The organism is Burkholderia sp. E168m23, from assembly GCF_016586125.1.
Taxonomy (GTDB): Bacteria; Pseudomonadota; Gammaproteobacteria; order Burkholderiales; family Burkholderiaceae; genus Burkholderia; species Burkholderia orbicola.
The window spans coordinates 1-3,405 of sequence record NZ_BCPP01000802.1 but is presented as its reverse complement, the minus strand read 5'-3'; the positions used below and the strand labels follow the sequence as shown (position 1 = coordinate 3,405).

Sequence of the window (3,405 nt, the reverse complement as noted above, 5' to 3'; positions counted from 1 at the left end):
CCGCTCGCGGCGCTGCTGCGCGAGCCGCAGGCGCGCCTCGCGACCGCGCTCGCGCCGGCCGACCCGGACGCCGTCCCGCACGAATCGACCGACTTGCTCGACGAACTGCTCGCGCAGCGTCCGTCGCTGCCGGCCGCCGCGCGGGGCACCGCGCAACCGCCCGCACCGGGCGGCGCGCCTGCGCGCGACCCTGCGCAGGCCGCCCCGGCGGCGGCCCGACCGGGCGCGTCGTTGCCGCCCGATCCGTCCGATCCACTGGCTACGCCCGCCGATACGCGCTGGACGCCTGCGCGTGCCGAACTGGCCGCCGCATCGTCCGATCCGCAGCCGCAACCGCTCGCGACCGTCCACCCGGCCGCGGTGCCGCTCGTGCGGCAGCAGCTCGATGCGCTCGCGACGGACCAGTTTCGCTGGACCGGCGAGGCATGGCCCGGCGCGCGGCTCGACTGGACGATCGAACCCGACGAGCCGGGCCACCGTGCGCCGCGCGGCGGACGGTGGCGACGACGCGGGCGACGGCATCGCGTGGCGCACGCGCCTGACGCTGACGCTGCCGTCGCTCGGCACGGTCGATGCCGAGCTGGTGCTGAACGGCGCGCAGCTCGTCGCGCGGCTGCGCGCGAACCCGACGGGCGCCGACCGTCTGACGCGCCACGAAGCCGCGCTGCGGCAGCGGCTCGAAGGCTCGGGGCTCAAGGTGGGCGGGCTGTCGATCCGCGCGGTCGACGACGGGCCGGACGGCTTCGACCTGTTCGCCGCCCAGGCCGCCGCGGCCGCGTATGCGCGCGGCGCGGCGGGCGGCCCCGAGGCGCGGGTGCCGGGCGAGGATGACGAGGCGCTCCCATGAGCATGACGTCCCGCAAGCGCGCGGCCGCCCTCGTCTACGACCCGAAAGGCGGCGATGCGGCGCCGCGCGTGGTCGCGAAGGGCTACGGCGTGCTCGCCGAGATGATCGTCGCGCGTGCGCACGATGCCGGGCTGTACGTGCACACGGCGCCGGAGATGGTGTCGCTGCTGATGCAGGTCGATCTCGACGACCGGATTCCGCCGCAGCTCTATCAGGCGGTCGCGGACCTGCTCGCGTGGCTGTACGCGCTCGACCGCACCGAACCCGCGCCGGACGACGCCGCGCCGCGTTTTCCGTTGCCGCCGTTGCGCTGAACGGCCTGCCGTCGGGCGCCTGCTTACGAAATGCTGTCCGGGCTTGCGTGACCGCTTTGCCGGCATGTGCCGCTCATCGAGCGTCATCGCCTCGCAACGTGTGCCTTTCTCCCTGATTCGCGCGCACGCCCAACCTGCCGCTCCGTATGCATACGGATTGAGCCGGCTTTCGATTTATGTAATGATATCCATTCTCATTTTCATGCTGACCGGGCGGTGCGCACTCCTGCGCGCCGCCCGTTGTTTTGAACGAATGGATACTTTCGCGTGAACGCGCCCGAAACGATCGACCCGCCCAAGACGGGCATGCCGCGCGCCGGCGTCACCGTGCTGCACCCGGCGGGCCGCCCGCTGAACGACGACGAACTGGCCGCGCGCCGCCAGCGCTCGCGCCGCGCGACCTTCATCAAGTGGCTGCGCAAGGTGCACGGCTGGGTCGGGCTGTGGGGCGCGGTACTCGGGCTGCTGTTCGGCGTGACCGGCGTGCTGCTGAACCACCGCGCGCCGCCGCTGAAGATTTCGACCGGCGAGCCGCAGGTCGAGGAGCTGCAGATCGCGCTGCCGGACCCGGTGCCGAAAACGCCCGCCGCGATGACGAAGTGGCTGCAGCAGGAACTGCATTTCGACGGCAAGCCGGGCCGCATGCGCAAGGAGCCCGCGCAGGCCGTCGCGTGGGGCGACAAGCGCGTGATGCAGCCCGAGCACTGGCAATTCGGCGTGTTCGGGCCGCACCAGAACCTGCAGGCCGAATACTGGGTCGGCAACGGCTACGTGTCGGTGAAGCGCACCGGCAACACGTTCCTGACGACGCTGAACAACCTGCATCGCGGCGTCGGGATGAATCTCGGCTGGGTGCTGCTGATGGATACGATCGCGGGTTCGCTGATCCTGCTGTCGCTGACGGGCGTGCTGCTGTGGACCGAGCTGAACAAGCGCCGCACGGTCGGCGTCGTGCTGGTGGTCGGTTCGGTTGCCGCGGCGCTCGCTGCCGGCCTGACCTGACCGACTTTCGCGCCGGGTAGCGTCCGGCGTCCGGCGAGCATGGCCGCCCGCCGGCGCGGGTCAGAGCCCGCAGGCCGCGCCGCTGTTCGCCGCGATTTCGCGCGCGGCCTTCGCGCCTTCGACCTGCAGGATCGTCGGCAGCGACACGTTGTTCTTCGCGGCGGTGATCTCCGCGAGGATCGAGATCGCGATTTCCGGCGGCGTCCGGCTCCCGATGTAGATGCCGGCCGGCCCGTGCAGCCGGGCCAGTTCCACTTCGTTCAGATCGAATTCGCGCAGCCGCTCGCGCCGCGCGGCGTTGTTGCGCCGCGAGCCGAGCGCGCCCACGTAGAACGCGGGCGTCTTCAGCGCCTCCATCAGCGCGAGATCGTCGAGCTTCGGGTCGTGCGTGAGCGCGATCACGGCCGAACGCGCATCGAGCCTCATGTCGAGCACCGTATCGTCGGGCATCGTGCGGACGACCCGCGTGCCCGGCACGTCCCACGCATCCGTGTATTCCTCGCGCGGATCGCATACCGTCACCTGGTAGTCGAGCCCGACCGCGATCTGGCACAGATAGCGCGATAACTGGCCGGCGCCGATCACGAGCATCCGGTAGCGCGGCCCGTGGATCGTCACGAGCCGTTCGCCGTCGAACGCGAGCCCGTCGGTCGCCTGCGCGGGCGACAGCGATGCGCGGCCGGTCGCGAGCGTCATCGTGCGCGTGACGAGGCGGCCCGCCTCGACTTCCGCGCATAGCGCTGCGATCCCGCTGTCACGCGTGAGCGGCTCGAGCACCAGCTGGATCGTGCCGCCGCACGGCAGCCCGAAGCGGTGCGCTTCCTCGGCCGTCACGCCGTACTTGAGCGCTTCCGGGCGTGCATCGGCCGCGATGCCGCTCGCATGCACGCGGGCGATCAGGTCGTCCTCGATGCATCCGCCGGACACGGAGCCGACCACCAGGCCGTCCTCGCGCACCGCGAGCATCGCGCCTTCGGGGCGCGGCGACGAGCCCCACGTCTTCACGACCGTCACGAGCAGCACGCGGCGCCCTTCTTCGAGCCAGCGCGCGCTGGATTTCAGTACATCGAGATCGACGCTTTCCATCGTTTTTTCCTGTTGCCGGACGGCCCGCCGCGCGGCGCCGTCGTTCGATGGCGGGATTATGAACCGCCCGGCGCGCGCGTGCAGGCGGCGCGCAGCGGGTGAGGGCGAATCTGGACGATCGGGCAAGAGATCGCGACGATCGGACACTGATCGCGC

At 71.5% G+C, this 3,405-nt stretch carries 3 protein-coding genes and 1 pseudogene; 3 read left to right on the top strand and 1 reads right to left on the bottom strand.

Annotated features, from left to right (window positions below; all coding sequences use genetic code 11):
• The 3 genes and pseudogenes from JMF90_RS29905 to JMF90_RS29895 form a co-directional block, all read left to right on the top strand.
• Nucleotides 1-847, top strand: a pseudogene (locus JMF90_RS29905) (flagellar hook-length control protein FliK); the annotation flags it as partial.
• On the top strand, nucleotides 844-1,161 hold the full coding sequence (locus JMF90_RS29900; protein ID WP_006477526.1) for an EscU/YscU/HrcU family type III secretion system export apparatus switch protein: 318 nt from the start codon (nucleotides 844-846) through the stop codon (nucleotides 1,159-1,161). The pseudogene JMF90_RS29905 and the gene JMF90_RS29900, both read left to right, overlap by 4 nt.
• 267 nt (nucleotides 1,162-1,428) lie before the next feature.
• Nucleotides 1,429-2,163, top strand: coding sequence for a PepSY-associated TM helix domain-containing protein (locus JMF90_RS29895; protein ID WP_006477527.1), 735 nt, complete (start codon nucleotides 1,429-1,431; stop codon nucleotides 2,161-2,163).
• A 60-nt stretch (nucleotides 2,164-2,223) separates the two neighbouring features.
• Here the strand turns inward: JMF90_RS29895 and JMF90_RS29890 are convergent, their stop codons facing one another.
• A complete protein-coding gene (locus JMF90_RS29890; RefSeq protein ID WP_011546438.1) occupies nucleotides 2,224-3,249 on the bottom strand; it encodes an XdhC family protein in 1,026 nt (341 codons plus the stop codon).
• Nucleotides 3,250-3,405 lie beyond the last annotated feature (156 nt).

Coding starts and splice junctions, on each gene's coding strand:
- JMF90_RS29900 (WP_006477526.1), top strand. CDS start 844: ATGAGCATGACGTCCCGCAAGCGCGCGGCCGCCCTCGTCTACGACCCG.
- JMF90_RS29890 (WP_011546438.1), bottom strand. CDS start 3,249: ATGGAAAGCGTCGATCTCGATGTACTGAAATCCAGCGCGCGCTGGCTC.